Origin of the sequence: Polaribacter sp. 20A6 (assembly GCF_011378915.1) — a bacterium.
In the GTDB taxonomy this organism is placed as follows: Bacteria; Bacteroidota; Bacteroidia; order Flavobacteriales; family Flavobacteriaceae; genus Polaribacter; species Polaribacter sejongensis.
Map to the genome: position 1 here is coordinate 1 of NZ_WTPZ01000146.1, position 514 is coordinate 514.

The 514-nt window shown below is 45.9% G+C and carries 1 protein-coding gene; it reads left to right on the plus strand.

The genetic code is table 11. From position 1 onward, the window contains the following. Positions 1 to 514: zona pellucida domain-containing protein (locus GQS57_RS18730; protein ID WP_165734471.1), on the plus strand; the 514-nt coding region annotated here is incomplete at both ends.

Below are 514 nucleotides of genomic sequence, written 5' to 3' on the forward strand. Positions count from 1 at the left end.
AAACGCTGCCTCTTCCAAACCACAGAGCTTTTGGTGTGCTCTACTGAGGGTGTGATGACTATAGTGACCGACATCACTAAAGCGGTACCTTCTGCTGATCCTGCAAGAACCACACTATTGGACCAAAGCTGCAGACCCCAAGAAACTGATGATACCAGAGTCCTCTTCTCTTTTGGTCTTAACACTTGTGGGACTAGATTTCAGATTGATCAGCAGTATGTAACCTATGAAAACGAGCTCGTATTTCATGAGTTGTATTCTACGGACAGCAGGCCAGTTATCACAAGAGATGCTGCATACAGAGTGACCATGAGGTGCATTTACCCAGTACGTGACACTGAAAGCCTTTTTGTGGACAGAAAGTTTAGAGCAGAGACCCCTGGAATTGGACAAATCAAGGACCCTGTGAAGGTTCCTCCCCAAATGTTTAAGCCAATGCAACTGCCAAAACGGGCCATTATGAAGCCCTCTTTTCAGGGATCGGTTGCAAGGAAACCAACTGAATATGTTCGAG